The sequence below is a fragment of the Variovorax sp. DAIF25 genome, assembly GCF_050711835.1.
Taxonomy (GTDB): domain Bacteria; phylum Pseudomonadota; class Gammaproteobacteria; order Burkholderiales; family Burkholderiaceae_C; genus Variovorax.
The window spans coordinates 720,001-740,141 of record NZ_CP136637.1; the positions used below are offsets into that span (position 1 = coordinate 720,001).

Annotated in this window: 20 protein-coding genes and 1 pseudogene; 18 read left to right on the forward strand and 3 right to left on the reverse strand. The window is 70.3% G+C overall.

Translation table 11 applies throughout. The features are described 5' to 3' along the window. Positions 1–9 precede the first annotated feature (9 nt). The 9 genes and pseudogenes from R0232_RS37420 (at position 10) to R0232_RS37460 (ending at position 9,392) form a co-directional block, all read left to right on the forward strand. Positions 10–1,272 (forward strand): ABC transporter substrate-binding protein, encoded by a 1,263-nt coding sequence (locus R0232_RS37420; protein ID WP_208512422.1) that lies wholly within the window; start codon positions 10–12, stop codon positions 1,270–1,272. A 153-nt stretch (positions 1,273–1,425) separates the two neighbouring features. Beyond that, complete coding sequence (locus R0232_RS37425) at positions 1,426–2,247, forward strand: ABC transporter ATP-binding protein (protein ID WP_431514261.1); 822 nt, start codon at positions 1,426–1,428, stop codon at positions 2,245–2,247. A gap of 158 nt (positions 2,248–2,405) precedes the next feature. Beyond that, positions 2,406–2,696: pseudogene (locus tag R0232_RS37430) on the forward strand (ATP-binding cassette domain-containing protein); the annotation flags it as partial. A 585-nt stretch (positions 2,697–3,281) separates the two neighbouring features. Continuing rightward, positions 3,282–4,499 carry a Tm-1-like ATP-binding domain-containing protein gene (locus tag R0232_RS37435; RefSeq protein ID WP_431514647.1) on the forward strand — a complete coding sequence of 406 codons (1,218 nt, stop codon included), beginning with the start codon at positions 3,282–3,284 and terminating at the stop codon, positions 4,497–4,499. 31 nt (positions 4,500–4,530) lie between these two features. Continuing rightward, positions 4,531–5,361 (forward strand): phosphoenolpyruvate hydrolase family protein, encoded by an 831-nt coding sequence (locus R0232_RS37440; RefSeq protein ID WP_208512419.1) that lies wholly within the window; start codon positions 4,531–4,533, stop codon positions 5,359–5,361. Between the two features lie 17 nt (positions 5,362–5,378). Beyond that, the gene (locus R0232_RS37445; protein WP_431514262.1) at positions 5,379–7,067 is read left to right on the forward strand and encodes a flotillin family protein; all 1,689 of its coding nucleotides are present in this window, start codon (positions 5,379–5,381) and stop codon (positions 7,065–7,067) included. A gap of 3 nt (positions 7,068–7,070) precedes the next feature. Beyond that, entirely contained in the window at positions 7,071–7,511 is a 441-nt protein-coding gene (locus R0232_RS37450; RefSeq protein WP_431514263.1) for an SRPBCC family protein, read from the forward strand. Further along, entirely contained in the window at positions 7,511–8,983 is a 1,473-nt protein-coding gene (locus R0232_RS37455) for an SRPBCC family protein (protein WP_431514264.1), read from the forward strand. Before R0232_RS37450 ends, R0232_RS37455 begins: the two co-directional genes overlap by 1 nt. A gap of 31 nt (positions 8,984–9,014) precedes the next feature. Further along, on the forward strand, positions 9,015–9,392 hold the full coding sequence (locus R0232_RS37460) for a VOC family protein (protein WP_431514265.1): 378 nt from the start codon (positions 9,015–9,017) through the stop codon (positions 9,390–9,392). Positions 9,393–9,396: 4 nt separating this feature from the next. Here the strand turns inward: R0232_RS37460 and R0232_RS37465 are convergent, their stop codons facing one another. Together R0232_RS37465 and R0232_RS37470 are read right to left on the reverse strand one after the other, a co-directional pair. Then, entirely contained in the window at positions 9,397–10,371 is a 975-nt protein-coding gene (locus tag R0232_RS37465) for a hypothetical protein (protein ID WP_431514266.1), read from the reverse strand. Positions 10,372–10,470: 99 nt separating this feature from the next. Next, positions 10,471–11,256, reverse strand: a complete 786-nt coding sequence (locus R0232_RS37470; RefSeq protein ID WP_431514267.1) for an IclR family transcriptional regulator — start codon at positions 11,254–11,256, stop codon at positions 10,471–10,473. A gap of 175 nt (positions 11,257–11,431) precedes the next feature. Here R0232_RS37470 and R0232_RS37475 point away from each other — a divergent pair, with 175 nt between their 5' ends. The 9 genes from R0232_RS37475 (at position 11,432) to R0232_RS37515 (ending at position 19,405) form a co-directional block, all read left to right on the forward strand. Then, a complete protein-coding gene (locus tag R0232_RS37475) occupies positions 11,432–12,421 on the forward strand; it encodes a tripartite tricarboxylate transporter substrate binding protein (RefSeq protein ID WP_431514268.1) in 990 nt (329 codons plus the stop codon). Between the two features lie 23 nt (positions 12,422–12,444). Then, entirely contained in the window at positions 12,445–13,452 is a 1,008-nt protein-coding gene (locus R0232_RS37480; protein ID WP_431514269.1) for a 2Fe-2S iron-sulfur cluster-binding protein, read from the forward strand. A 53-nt stretch (positions 13,453–13,505) separates the two neighbouring features. Then, positions 13,506–14,870 carry an aromatic ring-hydroxylating oxygenase subunit alpha gene (locus R0232_RS37485; RefSeq protein WP_208512408.1) on the forward strand — a complete coding sequence of 455 codons (1,365 nt, stop codon included), beginning with the start codon at positions 13,506–13,508 and terminating at the stop codon, positions 14,868–14,870. Continuing rightward, positions 14,867–15,697, forward strand: a complete 831-nt coding sequence (locus tag R0232_RS37490) for an SDR family NAD(P)-dependent oxidoreductase (RefSeq protein ID WP_431514270.1) — start codon at positions 14,867–14,869, stop codon at positions 15,695–15,697. Before R0232_RS37485 ends, R0232_RS37490 begins: the two co-directional genes overlap by 4 nt. 26 nt (positions 15,698–15,723) lie before the next feature. After that, a complete protein-coding gene (locus tag R0232_RS37495) occupies positions 15,724–16,314 on the forward strand; it encodes a 3-phenylpropionate/cinnamic acid dioxygenase subunit beta (protein WP_431514271.1) in 591 nt (196 codons plus the stop codon). A 9-nt stretch (positions 16,315–16,323) separates the two neighbouring features. Then, the gene (locus R0232_RS37500) at positions 16,324–16,518 is read left to right on the forward strand and encodes a hypothetical protein (protein WP_093352531.1); all 195 of its coding nucleotides are present in this window, start codon (positions 16,324–16,326) and stop codon (positions 16,516–16,518) included. Between the two features lie 82 nt (positions 16,519–16,600). After that, on the forward strand, positions 16,601–17,584 hold the full coding sequence (locus R0232_RS37505) for a Bug family tripartite tricarboxylate transporter substrate binding protein (RefSeq protein WP_431514272.1): 984 nt from the start codon (positions 16,601–16,603) through the stop codon (positions 17,582–17,584). A 17-nt stretch (positions 17,585–17,601) separates the two neighbouring features. Next, positions 17,602–18,570 carry a Bug family tripartite tricarboxylate transporter substrate binding protein gene (locus R0232_RS37510; RefSeq protein WP_431514273.1) on the forward strand — a complete coding sequence of 323 codons (969 nt, stop codon included), beginning with the start codon at positions 17,602–17,604 and terminating at the stop codon, positions 18,568–18,570. A gap of 46 nt (positions 18,571–18,616) precedes the next feature. Continuing rightward, positions 18,617–19,405, forward strand: a complete 789-nt coding sequence (locus R0232_RS37515; protein ID WP_431514274.1) for a class II aldolase/adducin family protein — start codon at positions 18,617–18,619, stop codon at positions 19,403–19,405. Positions 19,406–19,412: 7 nt separating this feature from the next. Here R0232_RS37515 and R0232_RS37520 read toward each other — a convergent pair whose 3' ends face one another. Continuing rightward, entirely contained in the window at positions 19,413–20,018 is a 606-nt protein-coding gene (locus R0232_RS37520) for an FMN-dependent NADH-azoreductase (RefSeq protein WP_431514275.1), read from the reverse strand. Positions 20,019–20,141 lie beyond the last annotated feature (123 nt).

Genomic DNA, 20,141 nt, shown 5'->3' on the forward strand with positions numbered 1-20,141 from the left:
GAGCGAGACATGAAGAGAGTCGAGAACGTGTTCGGACGCAGCATCGTCGCCGCCGCGGCATTGTTTGCGATGGCCGGGGCCGCGGGCCTCGCGCAGGCGCAGGAAACCCTCAAGATCGGCCTGCTGGCCTCGCTCGAGGGACCGTTCGCGGCGCCGGGCCAGGACGGCATGCGCGGCGCCGACCTCGCGCTGAAGGAGAAGAAGGGCATGGCCGGCGGCAAGAAGATCGAGTTCGTGAAGGTCTCGTCGGACGCCACGCCCGACAAGGCCGTGAACTCCACGCGCAAGGCGGTCGAGCAGGACAAGGTGCAGATCATGATCGGCCCGCTGTCGGGCGACGAGGGCATCGCGGTCAAGAACTACGCGAAGACGCAGCCCAACGTCACCTTCATCAACGGCTCGGCCGGCGCGCAGGCCGCGACGCTGCAGGACCCGGCTCCCAACTTCTACCGCTTCAACACCGAGGGTGCGCAGTGGATGGTGGGCCTGGGCGAGCATGCGCTGTCCAAGGGCTACAAGCGCACCTTCCTGATCGCCGAGGACTACGGCTTCCCCTACTCGCAGGTGCAGGGCTTCATGGCCAGCTACTGCGCCAAGGGCGGCAAGGTGGTCGACAAGGCCTGGGTGCCGCTGGGCACCAAGGACTACGCCTCGGTGATCGCCAAGATCCCGAAGAACGTCGATGCGCTGGTGGTGGTGCTCGGCGGCTCCGACGCGGTGAACTTCCTGACCCAGTACGAGCAGGCCGGTGGCGACAAGCCGATGATCGGCGGCTCGATCACGGTCGACCAGACGGTGCTGAACTTCAAGGGCAAGCGCCGCGAATCGCTCTTGGGCACGGCCTCGGCCGGCCCGATGGCCGACTCGATCGACACGCCCGAGTGGAAGAAGTTCGTGGCCGACTACAAGGCCAGCTTCAAGGACGGCTTCCCGAGCCCCTCGCTGTTCGCCTACCTCTACTACATCAACACCAAGGCCACGCTCGATGCGCTCGACGCGGTCAAGGGCGACCTGTCGAACAACCAGAAGGCCTACCGCGAGGCGCTGCAGAAGACCAACTTCAAGGGCCCGGCCGGCGACGTGAAGATCGATGCCAACCGCAACGGCGTGGGCACGACCTACATCACCGAGGTGAGCAAGGCGCCCGACGGCTCGTTCTACAACAAGGTCGTGAAGTCGGTGCCGAACATCTCGCAGACGCTGGGCCTGTCGGAGGCCGAGTTCAAGAAGATGGGGATGGGCACGCGCGACGTGCCGGACTGCCGCACGTGATCCACACCGGTGGTCTTTCCCTCCCCCGCTGGGGGAGGGCCGGGGTGGGGCACGACGGCCCGCGCGATCGCGCGGCGTTCGTCGGGCACCGCCCCCATCCCGGCCTTCCCCCGGACGGGGAAGGCGCAAGACATCGCCCCCTACGGAACTGAGATGGCCACGATCACCACGCTGCGACCGCCCGCTTCGCGCACGCCCCAACCCGCCCGCGGCGGGAGCGCGCAGCTCCTGTCGGGCGACGCGCTGCGCCTGGACGGCGTGACGCGCGCCTTCGGTGCGCTGCGCGCGGTCGACGGCGTCTCGCTCGCGGTCACGGCGGGCCAGAAGTACGCCATCCTCGGATCGAACGGCGCCGGCAAGACCACGCTGTTCAACGCCATCACGGGCGACTTCCCGCCGACCGCGGGACGCATCCATTTCTTCGGCGAGGACATCACCGACCTGCCGCCGCAGGACCGCATCCGCAAGGGCCTGCGGCGCACCTACCAGTCCTCGCTGCTGTTTCGCGACCTCTCGGTGCGCGACAACCTGTTCCTCGCGGTGCGCGGCGTGGCCAGCGGCCGCTTCAGCTTCCGCCGGCCCGGCGCCGGCCATGCCAGCACGCGCGCGACCGAGGACCTGCTCGAGCGCGCGCGCCTCGCGCACATCGCCGACGAGAAGGTCGCGAACCTCGCGCACGGCCAGCAGCGCCAGCTCGAGATCGGCATGGCGCTGGCCGGCGCGCCGCGGCTGATCCTGTTCGACGAGCCCGCGGCGGGCCTCTCGCCGGCCGAGCGGCGCGAGCTGGTGGCGCTGTTGACCTCGCTGCCCGCGCACATGAGCTTCGTGCTGATCGAGCACGACCTGGACATCGCGCTGCGCGTGGTCGACCGCGTGACGGTGATGCACAACGGCCGCGTGCTGCGCACCGGCAGCCCGGCCGAGATCGAGGGCGATGCGCAGGTGCAGGCGATCTACATGGGGAGCAAGCACTGATGGCCTGGTTCGGCGGCGGCGATCGCGACACGGGGGCCAGCCGGTCCACCGCGCTGGTGGTCGAGGGCCTCGACGTCTACTACGGCCGTGCCCATGCGCTGCAGGGCGTGAGCCTGTCGCTGGAGCGCGGCGTGCTCGGCATCGTCGGGCGCAACGGCATGGGCAAGACCACGCTGTGCAACGCGCTCACCGGCCTGGTGCCGGCGCGCGGCAGCGTGCGCTTCGGCGGCGAGGAGATCCTGGGCCTGGCGCCCAACGAGATCACGCGCCGCGGCATCGCCTACGTGCCGCAGGGCCGGCGCGTGTGGCCCTCGCTCTCGGTCGACGAGACGCTGCGGCTGGTGGCCAGCCGCCGGCGCGAGGTCGACCGCGTCTATGCGATGTTCCCGCGGCTGGCCGAGCGGCGCGGCAATGGCGGCGCCCAGCTCTCGGGCGGCGAGCAGCAGATGCTCGCGATCGGCCGTGCGCTGCTGCTGAACCCCAAGCTGCTGGTGATGGACGAGCCGACCGAGGGCCTGGCACCGGTCATCGTCGACCAGGTGGCGCAGGCGCTGCGCGATCTCGCGGCCGAAGGCCGCATCGCGGTGCTGCTGATCGAGCAGAACCTCGGCGTGGCGATCTCGGTGGCCGACCGCATCGGGCTGATGGTCAACGGCCGCATCGCGCGCGAGATGCCGGCGGCCGAACTCGCGGCCGACCGCGAGCTGCAGGAGAAGCTTTTGGGCGTGCGCTCGGGCGGCCATGGCGACGAGGCCGAGGCGGAGCAGCCGGCACCGCGCATGACCGAGGACGACGGCCGCGACAACGCGCCGCGCGTCTACACCGTGCGCCGCGCCCATGGCGACGGCGCGCCCTCGCTCGACGATCTCGCGCCGGCCAGCGTGCGCGGCTTCACGCGCTGGAATGCCGGCGGCACGGCCGCGCCCGCGGCCGACATCCCGCGCCTGATCGCACCGCCCGAGCCCGCGCCCGAACCGGCGCAGCCCGCGGCCGCCTCGGGCCAGGTGTTCGACTTCCCGGTGGCCGCGAGCAGCGTGCGCGCGGCCTACGTGGCCGGCACCTTCGACACCAAGAGCCGCGAGCTGTTCTTCCTGCGCCAGTGCATCGAGCGCCTGGGCCTGCGCGTGGTCACGGTCGACCTCTCGACCTCGGGCAAGCCCTCGACCGCCAGCGTGCATCCGCGCGAGGTGGCGCGCCACCATCCCAAGGGCGAGTCGGCGGTGTTCAGCGGCGACCGCGGCAGCGCCACCGCCGCCATGGGCCTGGCCTTCGAAGCCTTCCTGCGCACGCGGCGCGACCTTGGCGGCCTGATCTCGGCCGGCGGCTCGGGCGGCACCTCGATGGCCACGCAGGGCATGCGCGCGCTGCCGATCGGCGTGCCCAAGCTCATGGTCTCGACCATGGCCAGCGGCGACACGCGACCCTACGTGGGCCCGAGCGACATCTGCATGATGTATTCGGTCACCGACGTGCAGGGCATCAACCGCATCAGCGAGAGCGTGCTGTCGAACGCGGCCAATGCGCTGGCCGGCATGGTGGCGCATCCGGCTTCCGTGTCCGCCGTGACCCGGTCCGCCATCGGCCTCACGATGTTCGGCGTGACCACGCCCTGCGTGCAGGCCGTGACGCGGCGGCTCGAGGACGACTGGGACTGCCTGGTGTTCCATGCCACCGGCGTGGGCGGCCAGTCGATGGAGAAGCTCGCGGACTCGGGCCTGCTCGCGGGCGCGATCGACGTGTCGACCACCGAGGTGGCCGACGAGATCGCGGGCGGCGTGCTGTCGGCCGGGCCCGGCCGGCTCGACGTGTTCGCGCGCCACGCCCTGCCCTACGTGGGCTCGTGCGGCGCGCTCGACATGGTGAACTTCGGCGCCTGGGACACCGTGCCCGAGCGCTTCCGGGCGCGCAATCTCTACCGCCACAACACGACGGTGACCTTGATGCGCACCACGGCCGACGAATGCCGCGCCATCGGCGAGTTCATCGCCGCCAAGCTCAACGCGATGCGCGGGCCGGTGCGCTTCCTCATTCCCGAGGGCGGCGTCTCGGCCATCGACCGGCCGGGCCAGCCCTTCCATGACCCCGAGGCCGACCGCGCGCTGTTCGCCGCGCTCGAGGCCGGCTTCAGGCCCGGACCCAACCGTCAGCTCAAGCGGCTGCCGCTGCACATCAACGACGAAGCCTTCGCCGATGCGCTGGTCGCGGCCTGGCGCGAGGTCTCGCGGGCCGCACCCGGCGCGCGCCGGGCATGAGCGAAGAACAACCGAGGAGGAGCCCATCACCATGACCCGCATCTCACGCACCGCGCTGCTGGAGCGCTTCCGCGCCAAGATCGCCTCGGGCCGGCCGCTGATCGGCGGCGGCGCCGGCACCGGCCTGTCGGCCAAGTGCGAGGAAGCCGGCGGCATCGACCTGATCGTGATCTACAACTCGGGCCGCTACCGCATGGCCGGGCGCGGCTCGCTCGCGGGGCTGATGGCCTACGGCAATGCCAACGAGATCGTCTGCGAAATGGCGCGCGAGGTGCTGCCGGTGGTCAAGCACACGCCGGTGCTCGCGGGCGTGAACGGCACCGACCCGTTCATGATCCCCGACGAGTTCCTGCACCGGCTGATCGCGCTCGGCTTCTCGGGCATCCAGAACTTCCCGACCGTGGGCCTGATCGACGGCACCTTCCGCGCCAACCTCGAGGAGACCGGCATGGGCTACGGCCTGGAGGTCGAGCTCGTGGCGCGCGCGCGTGCCCTCGACCTGCTGACCACGCCCTATGTCTTCAGCGAGGCCGATGCGCGCGCCATGGCCGGCGCGGGCGCCGACATCGTGGTCTGCCACCTGGGCCTGACCACCGGCGGCGCGATCGGCGCCGAGACGTCGCTGAAGCTCGACGACTGCGTGCCGCTGATCAACCGCTGGGCCGCGGCCGCGCAGGAAGTGAACCCCGGGGTGATCGTGCTTTTCCACGGCGGCCCGATCGCCACGCCGGAGGATGCGCAGTACGTGCTCGCGCGCTGCCCCGCCTGCGACGGCTTCTATGGCGCCAGCTCGATGGAGCGCCTGCCCGCGGAGGTGGCGCTGACCGAGACCACGCGCCGCTTCGTTCAGATCACGCGATAAACCAGGAGACGACATCCATGTCAGGTTCTCAATTCGGAAGTTTCATCCTCGGGCTGCTGGTGGTGGCGATCGCGGTCGCGATCGTCGTCCTGCTGCTGCACTGGCTCTACCTGCGCAGTTCCAAGGAACGCGCCTTCGTGCGCACCGGCCTCGGCGGCCAGAAGGTGGTGCTCGACGGCGGCGCCTTCGTGCTGCCGATCGTGCACGACGTGATCCCGGTCAACATGAACACGCTGCGGCTGGAGGTCAGCCGCGGGCGCGACAAGGCGCTGATCACCAAGGACCGCATGCGCGTGGACGTGATCGCCGAGTTCTACGTGCGCGTGGCGGCCAAGGCCGAGGCGGTGGCGGTGGCCGCGCAGACGCTGGGCCTGCGCACCATGGAGCCCGAGCAGCTCAAGGAACTGGTCGAGGGCAAGTTCGTCGACGCGCTGCGCACCGCCGCGGCCGAGATGACGATGGAGGAGCTGCACGAGAAGCGCGGCGCCTACGTCAAGCGGGTGCGCGAGGCGGTGGCCGAGGACCTGACCAACAACGGCCTCGAGCTCGAGGCCGCCTCGCTCACGCAGCTCGACCAGACCGGCATGGAGTTCTTCAACCCGAGCAATGCCTTCGACGCGGAAGGCCTGACGCGGCTGACCGAGCAGATCGAGCACCGCAAGAAGCAGCGCAACGACGTCGAGCAGGACACGCTGATCGCGATCCGCAACAAGAACCTCGAGGCCGAGAAGCTGTCGCTGGAGATCGACCGCGAGAGCGAGCATGCGCGGCTGACGCAGCAGCGCGAGGTCGAGATGGCGCGCTCGCGCCAGCGCGCCGAGGTGGCGATCGAGCGCGCGCAGCGCGAGCAGCATGCCGAGAGCGCGCAGATCGCCGCGCGCCAGAGCATCGATGCCGCGCGCATCCGCTCCGAGCAGACCCTCGAGGAGGAGCGCATCGGCAAGGAGCGCGCGATCCAGAGCGCCGAACTCGAGCGCCGCACCTCGCTCGAGCTGGCCGAGCAGCAGCGCTCGATCGCCGTGGCGCGCGAGAGCAAGGCGCAGAGCGAGGCCCAGGCCGAAGCGGAGGCAGCGCGCGCCCAGGCGGTGACAGCCGAGGAGAAGGTGTTCACCGCGCGCGAGGTCGAGAGCGCCGAGCGCAGGAAGACCATCGAGCTGATCGCGGCCGCGCTGATCGCCGAGCGCGAGGCGCTGCGGCTGACCTCCGCGGCCCAGGCCGAGCATGACGCGAGCGCGCACCGCGGCGCCGCGCTGCGCGCCCAGGCCGAGGCCGATGCCGACGCCGAGAAGATCCGCGCCGATGCCACGCGCGTGCGCGCCGAGATCGAGGCCGAGGCCGCGCGCTGGATGAACGAGGCGCACAACATGCTCACGCCCGAGGCGCGCATGTCGGCGCTGCGCATGCGGCTGGTGGAGAAGGCCGAGGGCATCATCCGCGAGTCGGTGCGGCCGATGGAGCGCATCGAGGGCATCAAGATCCTGCAGGTCGACGGCTTTGGCGGCTCCTCGGGCGGCGCGCGCAATGCCGAGGGCGGCGGCAACTTCGCCGACGGGCTGGTCAATTCGGCGCTGCGCTTCCGGGCCCAGGCACCGCTGGTCGACCAGCTGCTGCGCGAGATCGGCATCGAGGGCGGCGACATCCAGAAGCTGGTCAACGAGAGCAGCGGCGCGCGTGCCGCGCTGGGCGCCGGCACGCCCAAGGAATAAGGCATGGTGAACGTCTACGTCTCGAGCGTGATCGACGCGAGCGCCGACAACGTGTGGGCGCGCGTGCGCGACTTCAACGGCCTGCCGCAATGGCATCCGCTGATCGCCGACAGCCGGATCGAGAACAACCAGCCGGCCGACCGCGTGGGCTGCATCCGCCATTTCCACCTGCGCGACGGCGGCATGATCCGCGAGCGGCTGCTCGCGCTCTCGGACTACGACTACAGCTGCAGCTACGAGATCCTCGAGAGCCCGATGGGCGTGAGTCACTACATCGCCACGCTCAAGCTCACGCCGGTGACCGATGGCAGCCGCTGCTTCGCCGAATGGAGCGCCGAGTTCGACTGCGAGGAACACCGCGAGCGCGAGCTGGCCGACTCGATCGGCGAGGGCGTGTTCCAGGGCGGCTTCGATGCGCTGAAGCGGCACTTCGGAGGCCGCTGATGCTGCAGCGGGTCGTGCGCTCCACCGTCATCGACGCGCCGATCGAGCGCGTGTGGGCGGTGCTGCGCGACTTCAACAGCCATGCCGACTGGCACGAGGTGGTGGAGGCCAGCCGCATCGAGGGCGACGAGCGCGGCGACCAGGTGGGCTGCGTGCGCAGCTTCACGCTGCGCGACGGCAACCGCATCCGCGAGCAGCTGCTGAGCCTGTCGGACAGCGAACACAGGAGCACCTACTGCATCGTCGAGGCCACCCTGCCGCTGCAGCGCTACGTGGCCACCGTCACCCTGAAGCCCGTGACCGACGGCGACCGCACCTTCTGGCACTGGGAATCGACCTTCGCCACGCCGCCGGGCCGCGAGCGCGAGCTGCGCGACACGGTGGCGCGCGGCGTCTACGAGGCGGGGTTCGAGAACCTGCGGCGCTACCTGGAGCGCGGGGCGCCCACGTCATCCGCCAGCATCGCCGCATCGGCCGCGCTCGCGCTGCCGCGGCGCAGCGTGGGCCTCGAAGCCTATGGCGGCCCCGAGGTCCTGCGGCCGCGCGACGACGAAGCGGCGGCGCCGGCCGAAGGCGAGGTGCGCATCCGCCAGCGCGCAATCGGCGTGAACTTCCTCGACGTCTACCTGCGCCGCGGCTGGATGCCGTCGATGCTGCCGGTATCGGAGGGCGCGCCCGGCGTGCCCGGCATGGAGGCGGCCGGCAGCGTGATCGACGTCGGCCCCGGCGTCAGCGGCCTCTTTCCCGGCGACCGCGTGGCCTACCTCGGGCCCGTGCCCGGCGCCTACCGCAGCGTGCGCTCGGTGCCCGCGGACTGGGTGGTGCGGCTGCCCGCGGCCGTCGAGGACGACGAGGCCGCGGCGCTGCTGCTCAAGGGCCTCACGGCCGACTACCTGCTGCGCGACCTCGGCCGCGTGCGGCGCGGCACGCGCATCCTCGTGCATGCCGCGGCCGGCGGTGTCGGCCTGCTGCTGTGTTCCTGGGCGCGCAGCCTCGGCGCTGTGGTGATGGGCACCGTCTCGAGCGAGGAGAAGGCGCGCGTCGCGCGCGACCATGGCTGCGAGCACGTGATCGTCACGCGCGACTACCGCTTCGCCGATGCGGTGCAGCGCGCCTGCGGCGGCGTCGACGTGCTGATCGACGGCCTCGGCGAGGCCGCGCGCGCCGAGAACCATGCGGCGCTCGCGCGCCGCGGCCACTGGATCAGCCTCGGCCAGGCCAGCGGCGCGCTGGCCGCGCTGCCGCCCGACCTGCTGATCGCCAAGTCGCTGAGCTTCTCGCGCCCCGTGGTGTTCGACTACGTCGCCACGCCCGCGCAACTGGCCGAGCGCGCGCAGCGCCTGTGGGATGCGCTGGCCAGCGGCGCCATCCGCAAGCCGCCGATCGAACGCTTCGCGCTCGATGCCGCGGCGCGCGCCCACGAACGCCTCGAATCGCGCGCCAGCATCGGCGCATTGGTTCTGCTGGCCTAGGGCCTGTCAACACTATGCAAGGAGAACGCCCGTGATCGTCGGCATGAACCACTTCACCGTCACCGCGGAAGACGAGCACCAGACGCTGGACTTCTACACCGGCCTGCTCGGCCTGCGCGTGGGCCACCGGCCCGACCTCGGCTTTCCGGGCGCCTGGCTCTACGGCAGCGGGCCACAGGCCGTGCTGCACCTGTACTTCGGCCGGCCCGTGCCCGCGCAGCGCACCGGCGTCATCGACCACATGGCCTTCACGGCGCAGGACCTGCGCGCGGTGAAGGCGCGCTTCGACGCGGCGGGCGTGAAGTACGAACTGCGGCAACAGGCGGGCGCGGGGACCTGGCAGCTGTTCTGCCACGATCCGAACGGGGCGAAGGTGGAGCTGGATTTCGATCCGGCTGAGACGCTCTAGGCGATCAGCACAGCAGGCCCTTGCAGCCGCGGGCGGTCATGAAGACCGTGTACGGCCGCCCCCCGGGATCGCTGAACACCCGATAGGGCTTGGCGCCGCTCTCGCCTTCCTGGTTGAACAGCGCGACCGCCTTCATGGCCGACTCGATCGCGGTCGGCGCCTCGAAGGACGAGGTGTCCACGATGCGGTAGCTGAAGGTGCTGCGCTGGGTTTCGTCCCGGACGAACAGGTTCTTCGGCTCGCCCGACGAAGAGAGTCCCGTGACGAACTTCGCGCCCTTGGCGCCCTGCGCGTTCAGCTGCTCCACGTTCTCTCGATGGCTGGCCTCCGTGCGCGTGGGCACCAGCTCGAAGACGCAGCGCGCCGAGGTGGGCACTTCGCGTCCCAGCACCAGCTTGCCGTCCGGGTAGATGGAATCGAACGCGCAATAGCCCTGCTGTCCCAGCTTGTTGAACGTGGCCAGGAGATTCGACGGGATACCGTCAAGCCCCGACACGATGCCGGTATCGACGAATTCGTAGGTCGTGGTGCTGTCGGTGGCCTTGCTCAGGATCGCGTTGAACTCCGTCTCGGTGAACTGGTCGCCCGTGATCCGATAGCCCTCGGCGCCCTGCGACTGCATGCTGGGCAAGGTCCTGGCCTCGTTCATGGGCCGGATCCGATGCTCGTAGCCGGCCGCGTTGCCCTTCTTCTGATAGAGCGCCCTCTGCTCGCCCTTGAACAGGTCATGGATGCCGAAGGAGAGGTAGACCAGGAAGCCGCTCATCCGGGTGCTGTGCAGCTCCGCCAGCAAGGCCTTCGGATCGCTGATGTCCTGCGCGCCCAGTTGGTAGGTATAGGGCGTGATCGCCATCGGATCCGCCTCGGGCTCCGGCGCCGGTTCCGGCACTGCGGCCGGCGGCGCCACGGCCGCGGGCGGCGCGATCATCGGAAACCCGCCACCGCCACCCCCACCGCCGCCACAGGCGGTCAGCAGCATCGCCACTCCGAGCCAAGCCGGAGGAGCGCATCGTCTCCCTGCCATCGCGAACTCCCTCTTTGTATGAGTCCGGACATCCTACGGATGTTTATTACATCGTCATGGCAGTGACGTGGGTGGAGCCTCCCCAGCCCCCTTCACCCCCAACGCCTGCGACAGCCGCGCACAAGCCGCGACCACCTGCCGCCCCAGCGCGTCCACATGCCCTTCGCCGATGCGCGCGGCCGGGCCGAAGATGCCGATCGATCCCGCGACGCCGCGGCCGTTGTAGAACGGCGCGGCCACGGCCACGGCGCCTTCGATCAGTTCGTCGCGGCTCACGGCGTAGCCGCGCTCGCGCGTGCGTTCGAGTTCGGCGCGCAGCTTCTTGAGGTCGATCTTCAGGTCCTTGGTGTAGTGCGCGAGGCCCTCGTCGGCCCCGGGCATGAAGGCCAGGATCGCGCGGCCGCTGGCGCCGCGCGCGATGCGCTCGGTGTAGCCGACGCCGCGCTTGAAGTTCAGCGGCTGCGGGCTCGGCATCTCGGCCAGGCACAGGCGCATCTCGCCCTGCGCCACGAACATCGCGACCGTCTCGCGGGTCTCGCTCCACAGCCCGCGCATGATCGATTCGGCCAGTGCCGACAGGTCCAGCGTCTCGGTCCACACGTGCGACAGCCGCGCCACCGAGGGCCCGAGCCGGAAGCGCTGCGGATCGCCGACCGAGACGATGAAGCCCTTGGTCTCGAGCGTGTAGAGGATGCGGTAGAGCGTGGGCCGGCTCAGGTCCACGCGCTGCAGCAGCTCGCCGGCGGTGAGCTCGGCGTCGTCCTTGGTGAACGCCAGAAGGATGTCGAGGGCGCGGTTGACCGCGCGCACGTTCTCCGAGTTCTTCTCCTTCGGCTCCATGGCCCCTCCTGTGTTGTCGCTTTGCATCGCGGCATTTTCGCTTCCCACCCGATCCCCTCCCCGCGCCGCACGGCCGCGCCGGCGCGGCCCGATTGCGCGATCGAATCTTGTCCGTATAATGAGCGCACAGTCCACACAACGGACAACCAACCATCGAAAAGCGATTGGAGACACGATGAACCCCGCCACCCCTTCCCGCCTCCGCGGCCGCTCTCTGCTGGCGGGCGCCGCCCTCTTTCTTGCAGCCCTGGCCGCCCCCGCGCAGGCCGCCTACCCCGACAAGCCGGTGCGCGTGGTGGTCGGCTTCGCGCCCGGCGGCACCAACGACATCCTGGCCCGGCTGATCTCGGTCAAGCTCTCGGAGCGGCTCAAGCAGTCCTTCGTGGTCGACAACCGCGCGGGTGCCAACTCGATCATTGCGGCCGAGCTGGTGGCCAAGGCGCCGGCCGACGGCTACACGCTGTTCGTGGCCTCCTCGGGCGCGATGACGGTGAACCCGGCGGTCTACGGCAAGCTGCCCTACGACCCGGTCAAGGACTTCCAGCCAGTGGCGCTGCTGGGCTCGTTCCCGCTGGTGGTGACGACCAACGCCGCGTCGAGCGCGAAGACCATGGCCGAGCTGAAGGCGCTCGCGGCCAAGGCGCCGGCCGGCGGCCTCAACCACGGCGTGGCCTCGTCCTCGTTCCAGCTCGCGGCCGAGCTCTATACGAGCGAGGGCGGCGCGAAGTTCACACACGTCAACTACAAGGGCACCGGGCCGGTCATCACCGCGCTGCTGGGCAACGAGGTCGACCTCGGCTTCCTCGACATCGCGGCCGTGCTGCCGCAGATCCAGGCCGGCCGGCTCAAGGCCGTGGCCGTGACGACGGCCAAGCGCTCGAGCGTGCTGCCGCAGGTGCCGACCATCGCCGAGTCGGGCACGCCCGGCTACGACGTGCCGATCTGGACCGGCCTGGTGGCGCCCGCGGGCACGCCCACCGAGGTGGCGGACCGCATCCGCGCCGCGCTCAAGGAGGTGCTGGCCGAGCCCGACACGGTGAAGAAGCTGCAGGCCCTCGGCATGGAGCCGGGCCATGTCGACAGCGCGGCCTTCGGCAGGCAGATCGCCGCCGACATCGCACGCTGGACCGCGCTCGCGAAGAACGCCAACCTCAAGGTCGACTGACCGGCGCACCGAAGGAGCCACCGATGAGCGCCAGCGTCGCGATCACCCTGCTCTTCGCCGATGGCGGCACGCGCCGCGTCGACGCGCGTCCCGGCGACACCGTCGTGGCCGCGGCCGCCGAGGCCGGGCTCCACCTGCTGACCGACTGCAGCAATGGCCAGTGCGGCACCTGCACCGCGCAGCTGGTCTGCGGCAGCATCGAACTCGGCGACTACGACCGCGCCGTGCTGCCCGATGCCGACCGCGCGGACGGCGCCACCTTGTGCTGCGTCTCGCGCGTCACGGCGGAAGACTGCGTGATCGAGCTGCCCTACGACCTCTCCGAGGCCACGGCCGAGGAGCCGCCGCCGATCGAAGGCACGGTGAGCGCGCTCGAGCGCGTGGCGCTGGAGACGATGCGGCTCGAGGTCCGCGTCGATGCGCCCGTGACTTTCCAGCCCGGCCAGTACGTGCGCCTGCGCGCCGCGGGCGGCGAGGCCTGGCGCTCCTACTCGATGGCCAATGCCTCGGGCGACAGCACGCTGGTGTTCTACGTGCGGCTGGTCGACGGCGGCGCCTTCTCGAGCTGGCTCGCGCAGTCGGCCGCGGTCGGCGCCACGCTCGAACTCAGCGAGCCACGCGGCAGCTTCTTCCTGCGCCAGGAGCCGCGGCCGCGCCTGTTCGTGGCCGGCGGCACCGGGCTCGCGCCCTTCCTCTCGATGCTCGAGGCGATCGCTTCACGCGAAGGCGCGGCGATGCAGCCGACCACGCTGCTGCTCGGCGTGCGCACCGGCGCCCACCTGTTCGCGCTCGAGCGGATCGAACAGCTCCAGCGCCGGCTGCCGGCGCTCGAGGTGCGCCTGGCCGCCGAGGCCGAGCCCGGCGACGCCTGCCACGGCGGCTATGCCACCGACCTGATCGGCACGCTCGCGCTCGATCCCGCCACGCGCATCTACCTGTGCGGCCCGCCGCCGATGGTCGAGGCCGGCCGCAGCGCCGCGGCCTCGGCCGGCCTGGCCCGCGCCGACATGCTCTGCGAACGCTTCAACTGAAGCGCCGCTTTCCGATTCCCCACCCGACGCACACGACGACAAGGACGCAACGAATGACGACGACGACACCGATGGTCTATCACCGGATGGTCGACCTCAAGCAGGGCACGATCAGCCGCGAGATCTTCTCGAGCAAGGACGTGTACGAGGAAGAACTCGAGAAGGTGTTCACGCGCGCCTGGCTCTTCGTGGGCCACGAGAGCCAGATCCCCAAGCCCGGCGACTACTTCACCTCGCGCATGGGCGCGGAGTCGGTGATCCTCACGCGCGACAAGAAGAACAAGGTGCACGTGTTCCTCAACTCCTGCCGCCACCGCGGCATGAAGGTGTGCCAGTACGACCACGGCAACACGCAGCTCTTCACCTGCCCCTATCACAGCTGGAGCTACACCACCGAGGGCAAGCTGTTCGGCGTGCCGCAGTTCAAGGCCATCTACGACGGCTGCCTCGAGAAGGAGAACTGGTCGCTGATCGAGGTCGCGCAGCTCGCGATCTACAAGGGCACGGTGTGGGCCACCTGGGACAAGGACGCGCCCGACTTCCTCACCTACCTGGGCGATGCGCGCGCGCATCTCGACCTCGCGCTCGACTGCCGCGACGGCCGCGAGGGCGGCTCCGAGGTGCTGGTGGGCGTGCAGAAATGGGTGATCCCCTGCAACTGGAAATTCGCGGCCGAGAACTTCCTCGGCGACACCTATCACAACGTGAGCCACCGCTCGGTCGACCTGATCGGCATCGGCCCGAGCGCCGAGGTCGGCGTGAAGGGCCGGCGCGACAACGAGCTCGAGTACGCGCAGCACCTGTGGGTGAACTTCCCCGCCGGCCACGGCGTGCACAGCGCGCTGCTGCCGGAAGACACGCCCTTCGTCGACACCTACAAGAACAACCCGGTGATCGCCGAGTACTTCCGCCATTGCCACGAGGAGCGCAAGCGCCGGCTCGGCGCCGAGAAGAACCGGCTGGTGCCCTTCGTCGGCACCATCTATCCGAACACCTCGTTCCACGGCAAGCAGCCGCGCAACCTCTGCGTGTGGCATCCCAACGGGCCGGAGTCGACCGAGGCCTGGCGCTTCTTCCTGGTCGACGCCGACGCGCCGCAGGAGGTGAAGGACTTCCTGCGCACCTACTACATGCGCTACTCGGGCCCGGCCGGCATGACCGAGCAGGACGACATGGAGAACTGGAACTACGCCACCGCGGGCAGCCGCGGCACCATCGCCAAGCGCTATCCCTACAACTACCAGCAGTCGCTGGGCAAGGTCACGACCGAGGGCCCGGTGCCCGGCAACGTGAGCCTGCAGGTCAGCGAGGAGAACCCGCGCCAGTTCTACCGCCGCTGGCGCGACTACATGGACGGCGCCGACTGGGACACGCTGCTGGGCCGCCACGACACCGGCGCGGCGAGCTTCGCCGGATGATGGCCGCACAAGCCGGCATGGCGCACCAGCCCGTCACCCTCGTCACCGGCGGCACCTTCGGCCTCGGCGAAGCCATCGCGCTCGAGCTGGCCCGGCGCGGCCACCGCGTGCTGGCCTTCGGGCTCGCGCAGCCGCAGGTCTCGAGCACCGCGCAGGGCCTCGAGGGCGTGCGCGCCGCGGCCGAGGCCGCGGGCCTGGCCGAGCGCATCGAAGTGCTCGAGGCCGACGTCTCCAGCGCCGCCGACGTAGCGCGCGTGGTCGCTCGCGCGCTGTCGCGCTTCGGCCGCATCGACGGCCTGGTCAACAACGCCGCCATCGGCCCGCTCGGCACGGTGCTCGACACGAGCGAGGAGATGTTCGACCGCATCCTGGCCGTCAACGTGAAGGGCGTGTACCTCGCCTCGCGCGCCGTCATCCCCACGATGGCCGCGCAGGGCGGCGGCTCGATCGTCAACATCGGCTCGGGCGCCGGCCACGGCAAGCCCAACATGGCGGCCTACGCGGCCAGCAAGGGCGCGGTGCTCGCGCTCACTACCGCGATGGCCTACGACCATTTCCACCAGCACATCCGCGTGAACCTCGCGATTCCCGGCGGCGGCGGCATCGTCTCGGGCATGAGCGTGGGCCGCGTGGGCGGCGACGCCGCGCTGTTCGCGGGCCGCAAGGTCGCGGGCACGGTGGCGGGCCGCCCGGCCACCGGGCGCGACCTGGCGAACGCCGTGGCCTTCCTGCTGTCCGACGACGCCGCGACCGTCTCGGGCACGGTGGTCGACGTCGGCTGCTTCGCGAACCAGGGCGGGCCGATCCCGCCCGCACCGAATTCCTGACCGCATCTCCCACGAAGGACGCATCGATGACCGAGACCCTCACCGAACCGACCGCCGTCGCCAGCCCGCCGCCGAGGCCGCCACGCGACGCGCGCTACTACGAACTCAAGCGCGATATCGAGGAGTTCCTCTACGACGAGGCCGAGATGCTCGACCAGCGGCGATTCCCCGAATGGCTGGACACGCTGGCCGAGGACCTCGTGTACTTCATGCCGATGATGTTCAACGTCAAGTTCGGCCAGCACGAGACGCGCGAGAAGACCCGCTACGAGAAGGACATGAGCTGGTTCAACGAGGGCAAGTGGACCCTGACCAAGCGCGCCGAGCAGATCCTCACCGGCGTGCACTGGGCCGAGGAACCGCTGTCGCGGCTGTGCCGGCTCGTCACCAACGTGCAGCTCACCGCGATCGGCGAGAACGCCGCCGGCCAGCAGGAGGTGTCGGTGCTCAGCGGCTTCCTGATCTACCAGAACCGCTGCGAGCACGAGGAGTACTACTTCGCCGGCAAGCGCAGCGACGTGCTGCGGCGCGTGGACGGCCGGTGGCAGCTCGCGCGGCGCGAGATCCGGCTCGGCCAGAACGTGCTGCTGGCCAAGAACCTCACCATGTTCTTCTGAGGCCCGCCCATGCTGAACATCATGCACCTCGAGGCGGGCCGCCGGCTCGAACTGCGCAGCGGCGCCATCGGCGAGATCGTCGAGAACATGGGCGACGGCATCTGGGTGCAGCTGCGCATCCTGAGCGCGCCGCGCGGCGACTTCGCCGCGGGCGACGAAGAGCTGATCCATTGCGAGGACATCAAGGACCTCGCGCCCGACTGACATCGACACGCGGCGGGCAGGACCGGGCCGTCGAAGCCCGGCCGTCCGCCGACGACATCCAGAACCCACGGAGACAAGCCCCATGAAGATCCTTTCGACGCGCCTGAGCGCGCGTGCGCTCGCGAGCGCCGCCCTCGCGCTTTCCGCCCTCGCTGCCACCGCCCAACCCTTTCCCTCCAAACCGGTGACGCTGGTCGTTCCCTTCGCGCCCGGCGCCTCGGCCGACGGCATCGCGCGCATCGTCGGGCGCGAACTCTCCACCGCGCTCGGCCAGCCCGTGGTGGTCGACAACAAGCCCGGCGGCGGCGGCGCCACCGGCCTGATCGGCGTGGCGAAGTCCGCGCCCGACGGCTACACCATCGGCATGGGCGCCACCGGCGCGATCGTGGTCAATCCGAACCTGCCCGATGCCGCGCCGCTCAAGCCGCAGGAGCAGCTCGCGCCGGTCGCGAAGGTGGCCGACATCCCGCTGGTGCTGGTGGCCGGCGCGAAGACCGGGCTGCGCGACCTGCGTGGCTTCATCGAGAAGGCGCGCGCCACGCCCGAGGGCACGAGCTACGGCACCACCGGCCAGTACACCGCGCAACACCTCGCGGGCGAACTGCTGGCCAGCATGGCGAAGCTCAAGCTGGTCGCCGTGCCCTACCGCGGCAGCGGTCCCGCGGTGACCGACCTGCTCGGCGGCCAGTTGCCGGTGGCGGTGGTCGACCTGACCTCGGCCTATCCGCACATCAAGAGCGGCGCGCTGGTGGCACTCGGCGTGACCAGCGCCACGCGCAGCGCGGTCGCGCCCGAAATTCCGACCCTCGCCGAAGGCGGCGTGCCCGGCTACTCGGCCACCGCGTGGATGGGCCTGTTCGCGCCCGCCAAGGCGCCGCCCGAGGCGATCGAGAAGCTCGCGGGCGCGATCCAGGCCGTGGTCGCCAGGCCCGAGGTGCAGTCGCAGATCGTCGGGCTCGCGGCCGAACCGCGCTACCTCGGGCCGGCCGGTTTCAAGAGCTTCATCCACGCCGAGTCGGACAAGTGGGCGGGCGTGATCGCCTCCATTCCAGCGCCGCAGAAGTAGGCCTCCAAGGAGACGCCATGAACCGCCTGAAGAGATTCGCGAGCCTGCTCGGCCTCGCCGTGCTGGCCGGTGCCAGCGCCGCCGCGCCCTGGGCGCCCACCAAGCCGGTGCGCATCATCGTGCCGATCACCGGCAGCACCAACGACACGGTGGCGCGGCTGGTGCAGCCGAAGCTGCAGGAGGCGCTGGGCCAGCCGGTGATCGTCGAGAACCGGCCCGGCGCGGGCGGCAACATCGGCGCCGAGTACGTCGCCAAATCGCCGCCCGACGGCCACACGCTGCTGGTGGGCTACAACGGGCCGATCGCGATCAACGCCACGTTGTTCCGCAAGATGCCCTTCGATCCGCGCAAGGACCTGGCGCCGATCACGCTGGCCGTGACCTCGCCGCAGTACCTGGTGGTCAATGCCGACCTGCCCGCGAAGACGCCGGCCGAGTTCGTCGCGCTGGCCAAGGCGCGCAAGGGCGGGCTGTCGTATGCCTCGGTGGCGGTGGGCAGTGCCTCGCACCTCACGATGGAGATGCTGAAGTCCGCCGCGCAGGTCGACATCACGCACGTGCCGTACAAGGGCGCCGGGCCGGCGCTGGTCGACCTGGTGGCCGGCAACGTGCAGAGCGCCTTCCTGGTGCCGGGCAACGTGCAGCAGTTCGTCAAGGACGGCCGGCTGCGCGTGATCGCGACCACGGGCGAGAAGCGCTTCGCGAACGTGCCCGACGTGCCGACGATGGTCGAGTCGGGCTACCCCGATTTCGTCGCCACCTCGTGGGTCGGCTTCCTCGCGCCCGGCGGCACGCCGCGGCCCGTGATCGACCGGCTCAATGCCGAGATCGTGAAGATCGTGCGCTCGCCCGAGATCAGCGCGAAACTCCGGGAGCTGGAATTCGACGTGGTGGCCGGCTCGCCCGAGGATTTCTCGCGCTGGATCGACAAGGAAGTGGACCGCTGGGGTGCGGTCATCAAGTCGACCGGCGCCACCGTCGACTGACCAGCGCACCCTCACGATCCGAACGAAGAACCCAGGAGACACACGAATGACGATGGATGCGGCCTCGGCCCCACCCGCTCCCCCCGCGCCGGCCGGCATGCCAGCCGCCGAATGGACTGCCCGGCTCGACCTGGCCTGCTGCTACCGGCTGTTCGACCACCTCGGCTGGACCGAGCTGATCTTCAACCACATCACGCTGCGCGTGGACGAGGCCGGCGAGGGATCGGAAGCGCGCTACCTGATCAATCCCTTCGGGCTGCACTACGCCGAGGTCACGCCACTGAACCTGATCTGCACCGACATCGGCGGCAACTCGCAAAGCGAGAGCGCCTACACGGTCAACAAGGCGGGCTTCGTGATCCACAGCGCGGTGCATGCCGCGCGGCCCGATGCGCACTGCATCATGCACGTGCACACCACCGCGGGCTGCGCCGTCGCGTCGAAGGAGGAAGGCCTGCGGCACGACAACTTCTACAGCGCGATGATGTACGGCGACGTGGCCTACCACGACTACGAGGGCGTGACCACGAACCTCGACGAGCAGCCGCGGCTGGTGCGCTCGCTCGGCCAGGCCAACCACCTGATCCTGCGCAACCACGGGCTGCTGACCGCGGGGCCCGACATCCCGACCGCCTTCAACCGCCTGTGGACGCTGCAGCGCGCCTGCGAGATCCAGCTCGCGTCCGATGCCGGGCGCGGGGCCAACCGTGCGATTCCCGCCGAGATCCTCGAGACCGTGCCGGCCACGCGTGTCGCGGGGCGCGGGCCCGTCAACCGGCTGGTGTTCGAGGCCATGCTGCGGCGCGCTGGCATCTCGCGCGCGATGTTCGCCTGAGACTGAACTAGTTCGCGAAGTGCGCCGCGAGCGCGAGGTCTGCCGCGGACCTCGCCTCGGCCACGGCCGCTTCGCCCAGCCCCGTGCCCTGCACCGAGAAGAAGTGCAGCTCGGTGAGCCCGATGCTGCCGAGGATGGCCCGCAGGTAGGGCGTGAGGAAATCGGGCTGCCGCGCGCGCTCGCCCGAGAAGCGGCCGCCCGAGGCGATCGCGATGAACACGGGCCGGTCGCGCAGCATGCCGACCTTGCCTTCGGGCGTCATGCGGAAGGTGCGGCGCGCGCGCACCACATGGTCGATCCAGGCCTTGAGCACCGAGGGCAGGCTCAGGTTGTGCATCGGCGTGCCGATGACCACCACGTCGGCCTTCTCGAGTTCCTCGATCAGGGCATCGGAAGTCGCGACCGCGCCCCGCGGCGCGACCTCGGCCGTGGCCGAGTGCTGCCCGAGCGCGTAGTTGGCATCGATGTGCGCGAGGCCACCGTCGCCGATCGCGCGCCGCACGAGCAGCGCCGCGGGCGCCTGCCCGCGAAGGTGCTCGACGATCTTGTGCGAGAGCCGGCGGCTCTCCGAGTCTTGCCCGCGCGGGCTGCAGTCCAGGTGCAGGATGTTCATCGTTCGCTCCCCATGATGTGATGGCGGCGATTCTAGGAATCGCATGGCCTGCCACGAAGAGCCATGAATCGATATTTGGAATGGGCCATGATCGATGGCCCGGTGCTACGATCCTGCGCACCC